Source organism: Paenibacillus sp. 01T422 (genome assembly GCF_056398785.1).
The window spans coordinates 1-4,662 of sequence record NZ_JBFTQB010000507.1 but is presented as its reverse complement, the minus strand read 5'-3'; the positions used below and the strand labels follow the sequence as shown (position 1 = coordinate 4,662).

General features: G+C 49.6%; 3 protein-coding genes and 1 pseudogene. 2 read left to right on the top strand and 2 right to left on the bottom strand.

All coding sequences use genetic code 11. The features are described 5' to 3' along the window. The first annotated feature begins 114 nt into the window (after positions 1-114). Positions 115-1,794, top strand: a complete 1,680-nt coding sequence (locus AC1DUA_RS24505) for a methyl-accepting chemotaxis protein (RefSeq protein ID WP_477502247.1) — start codon at positions 115-117, stop codon at positions 1,792-1,794. A gap of 449 nt (positions 1,795-2,243) precedes the next feature. On the opposite strand, the gene AC1DUA_RS24500 is transcribed toward AC1DUA_RS24505, so the two are convergent. After that, positions 2,244-2,708: a RidA family protein gene (locus AC1DUA_RS24500; RefSeq protein ID WP_477502246.1), complete on the bottom strand. Its 465-nt coding sequence runs from the start codon at positions 2,706-2,708 to the stop codon at positions 2,244-2,246. Between the two features lie 68 nt (positions 2,709-2,776). Next, positions 2,777-3,889 carry an alanine racemase gene (locus tag AC1DUA_RS24495; protein WP_477502245.1) on the bottom strand — a complete coding sequence of 371 codons (1,113 nt, stop codon included), beginning with the start codon at positions 3,887-3,889 and terminating at the stop codon, positions 2,777-2,779. A gap of 255 nt (positions 3,890-4,144) precedes the next feature. On the opposite strand from AC1DUA_RS24495, the pseudogene AC1DUA_RS24490 reads away from it, so the two are divergent. Continuing rightward, a pseudogene (locus AC1DUA_RS24490) lies at positions 4,145-4,662 on the top strand (sensor histidine kinase); the annotation flags it as partial.

The window sequence follows — 4,662 nt, the reverse complement described above, 5'->3', positions numbered from 1 at the left end:
GGGGCAGCCTGTTATTTTACGAAGACAACCGAAAGCGTTTACTAAATAAAAAGGGGCGCATTTATGCAAAAAAAAGGGTCTTCCAGTGGGGAAAAGAAGAAGTTTTCGGTTTCTTTGAGAGGTAAAATCGTAGGGACATTCGTCATTGTTTCTTTACTCGTTGCGGTGACTAGCGGCATGTCCTATACCTATTTAAATAAAGTGGATCGCTCTTATTCTAAACTTTTGAACGATAATGTTATGATTCTTCACCATGTTGCAGAGATAAAAGAGAAAACGCAAATGCAGAACAGTCTGCTGCTAGGTTATGTGCTTAATCCGGCGAAAGATAAAGAGAAGCTTTTGACAGAAACGAATGCGGAGCTATCCACCCTGATTGGAGAAATGAGTAACCTTGCCGGGAATGAGGACGAGCAAGGAGCGATTCAGTCCATGGCGGACTCCAACCAAACGTTCATGCGGCTAGTCAACAAAGTGACGGAATACGCTGATAAAGGGAAGGTCGATTTAGCCAAAGCAGAAGCGATGCAGTGGGCCATTCCAACGACAGAAACCTTAACGCAATCTGCAGCTAAAATAGAAGTGTTGGAGAGAGCCGTTCAAGAAGTGGATACGGCACGTAACCATGATGTCGTACAATCGATCGTTCGAACGTTGATTTGGGTTAGTTTAGCTGCTTTCGTATTCGCACTGGCGATTGGCCTTTTACTATCCCGGACGATTGTAAATCCAATTCGCTCCATGGTAAGGGCGGCCGAACGGATCGCAGACTGCGATTTAACATCTGGTAGCATTTATGTGAATAATAGAGACGAATTAAGGGATTTGGCTATGGCCTTTAATGTTATGAAAGCTAATCTCCACAGCTTAATCAGCCAGGTGGGCAGCAGTGCCCAGCATGTCGCCGCTGCTTCTGATGCGCTGAGTAATAATGCCGAGCAGGTGAGTGAATCCTCGGAACGGATTACTTATACCATTCAAGAAATTTCTACAGGCACAGATGCACAGGTACGAAGTGTGCAGCAAGGCGTTTCCATTATGGAAGAAATGTCAGCAGCTGTCTTCCAAATCGCCAGCGTAACTCAATCGGCCAATCGGCAGTCTTTACTCGCCCAGCAAGCTGCTGGTGCTGGCAATACAGCGGTTGAGACGGCGATTACCCAAATGCAAGCCATCTCACAAAAGATGAAGGTCCTCGAAGAGTCTGTTCAGCGACTAGGCGAGCGCTCTGAGCAGATCGTTCAGGCGAATGCGATCATCGCAGGTATTGCGAGACAAACGAATATGCTCGCACTTAATGCTTCTATCGAAGCTGCGCGGGCAGGAGCGGCTGGCAAAGGCTTCGCGGTCGTCGCAGACGAAGTGCGCAAGCTGGCTTGGCAGACAGGCGAAGCGGCAGAAGAAGTTACGCAGCTTGTTTCGAGCATACAGGAAGAAACAAGTGTGGTTATGAACTCCACCCAGGCTGGGAGCCTAGAGGTGGAGACGGGTCTTGAAGTTGTCGGCGTCGCACAGGCAACGTTCCTGCGCATAAGCGATGCGATGGACGACGTCGCTCGCCAGATTGCTGAAGTGGCCGCCAGCTCGGCCGCTATCTCCGGGAAAACGGGCGCAGCCGTTGACGTGATTCGCGGTATTGATGAAGTTGCGGGGCAGACGGCTTCGGGTGCACGCAACGTCTCCTCCAACATCGAGGGTCAGTATGCGAGTATGGAGGAGATTGTTTCCTCTGCCTCTGTGCTGAGCAGTATGGCAGGGGATTTGCAGGGCTTGATCGCTCGATTCCGCGTGTGAGTGCAGTGAGGGATAGAACAGGGCTGCCTTCAAGTAGATAAATCTACTTGAAGGCAGCCCTCTTGTGCGCTTGGCAGCTCAAACATGATGTAAAAAGTGCTGTAAATTCGCATCTGAACCGCTAAAAGTACGGAATGATGTAAAAAGTACATCAAATATAGCGATTTTGCTCTATTTTCGATGGAATCGCTGAGATTAACTGCACAAAATGCATGATTATCTCCGAAACCATCGATAATACGAAAATTTGCTGCACGTCTTGCATCAAATTAGAAAATGCCCGCTACGACTTCCCTTTGCGGACACCAGGGTCATTGTGGATAACTATTTTAGGATTCGATGATCCGCCCGTCATCCAGACTTAAACCTAGGGCTGATCCCTCAAGGTCTATTGACCTTGAGGGACAGCCTCGTTCTTGTGTTTGTTAGGTTGATGGTTAGCATGGAACTTAATCCCGCACTTCGACGATCAGTTCAATCTCCACTGGCGTGTGAAATGGCAAGTCGCTTGTGCCGATGGCTGAACGGGCATGTTTGCCCTTTTCGCCGAACACAGCTACTAACAGATCGGACGCGCCGTTAATCACATAAGGCTGATCTCCAAATCCAGGGGTGCTGTTGACGAAAGCGAGCATCTTCACGATTTTTACCACACGGTCCAAATCGCCGAGATATCCCTTCATCACTGCTAGGCAGTTGATGATGGTTTGACGTGCTGCCGCTTGTCCTTGTTCAATCGTCACTTCGCGGCCAAGCTTGCCCTCATACATCAGTTCTCCGTTAATCCGGCAGTCTTGACCGGACAAATAGATGAGATTCCCTGTTTGATTACAAGGAATGTATGTAAAACGCGGCTCCGGGGAGGGGGGAAGCGTGATGCCCAGTTCTTGTAAGCGTTGTTCAATGTTCGACATTTTGTTGACCTCCGGTTTTTAAGTTTGCTCGTTTTACTTACAAAGTATCGTTGTGATTGCTGCTCTGCTTACTCCAGCATACCTCGAGCAAGCACGGGCGTACGCGTGTAAACTTGCCCACGCTGCATCATCACGTGATTGTGCAGGTTGACTGTGCTGCAAATATGATTAGGGATAATGCGCAGCTTGTCGCCTATTTGCAGGTTGGAAGCTTGGGCTAGCGGTCCTAGCTCAATCATGCCATGCTCCTCGGTTAAGCGGGCTAGCGTCGCATCCTCCAAGCCGAGGATATGCCCGAAGCCCTTCAGCAGCAGTGGTTCGGTGCCCGGCTGAATGTCGGTGGCGAAGGTTTTGCTGCCGCCGTCGACAATCGCGAGATCAGCCGATGGACGGCTGACGACGGTGACGAGCACGCTGCCAGMGCAGTCCTCCAAGCTGCAGACGCCTAGCCGTGCCTGCATCCTGTCGTGGAACACGTACGTGCCCGGGCGCACCTCGGTCACGCCTTCAACCGCCGCGGCATATGCAGCCGTTGGCGTTGAGCCCACGCTGACATCCGCGATCGCGATGCCCTGCGTTCTGAGACGCTCGGCAAGCTGCACCATCAGCATGCCTTCTTCCTTACCGGCTGCCGCAACGTCAAGCGTCGGCTTGCCGGCAAGCAGGGAGCCGCGGAAGGTGTAGATGCCGGTCAGCCGCAAATGCGGCATGCCTGTGATTTCGGCCGCTAGAGCTGCGGCTTGCTCATACAAGACGCCGGTGCGGCGCAGGCCCGTGTCGATTTCCAGCCGAACTTGCAGTGTATGCCCGTGGCGGCTGGCGATTTGCTCCAATTGCTGAGCACCTGCTAAGCTATCGACACCAACGATGAGATCGATTTGCTCACTCAGACGAATGGCGCGTTCGATCTTGCTGGCCGTCACCAGTGGGTAGGCGACAAAAATATTGTCAATGCCATGCGCAGCCATGACTTCGGCTTCGGCTATTTTCGCCACGGTTATGCCGACAGCTCCTGCCTGGATCTGCTGCAGCGCGATAGAGGGGATCTTATGCGTCTTCGCATGAGGACGCAAGTTCACTTGATGGATGCGGGCTACATCCGCCATAGCTTGAATGTTGCGATCCATCCGTTCAGCCTCAATGAGGAGACAGGGTGTTTCTAATGTTTCCAATGATTCCATGACATATCATTTCCTTTCGCTGCACTTTTACTTTCTTCTAAGTGGCTGTAGAAGGTATACTTTGAAATGTTCAGTTAGGCGCAAATCGTTTCGCCAGCTTTTTCAATTAGTTAGTTTTGCTTTCTCTTCTTGGGCAAAATGGTAACATAAAATTTTCTGATATCAAACAAAAAGTTTGGTTGCCTAAATAAAAGTATGATCTTCAAACGCTGCACATGCTACTATGTAAAAGTAAAAAGGAAGGAAGGATCGCCCATGAGACGCTGGTTTGCCAAGTCCCTGAAACGCAAGCTGTCATTGATCATTTTACTCGCAGTCGTATTGCCGCTGCTTACCATGGGGATCGTATCCTATCGCATTGCGACTTCGGTGACGGAAGATAAAGCGAAGCAGGCTGGAATGAACACCCTGAAACAAATAACGGACAAGCTGGATTTCGTTATTCAAGACGTGGAGAATATGTCTATTTTTCTGATCGGCCAGAAAGATATTCAAACCTATTTAAGCAATAAAGAAGGGGACGTAAATAGCTATTCGCTAATTGTAGGGACCTTATGGAACTTATCCTATTCCAAAAAATATATTTCCAACATTACGATTACTCCGAAAAATGGCAACCCGGTGCTTTTTACAACAACGATTACGAATTCGGGTCTTAATCCACTTTTACAGCAGTATGAATCCGTTTACAAGTCTGCTTCCAAATGGTGGTCGCCACTTTATGTGAACCAAACAACGGACGGTCCCAAGAGGGTCATTACACTCGTTAGACC

Excerpts from the sequence above, each read along its gene's own strand:
- AC1DUA_RS24500 (WP_477502246.1), bottom strand. The coding sequence starts at position 2,708 with ATGTCGAACATTGAACAACGCTTACAAGAACTGGGCATCACGCTTCCC.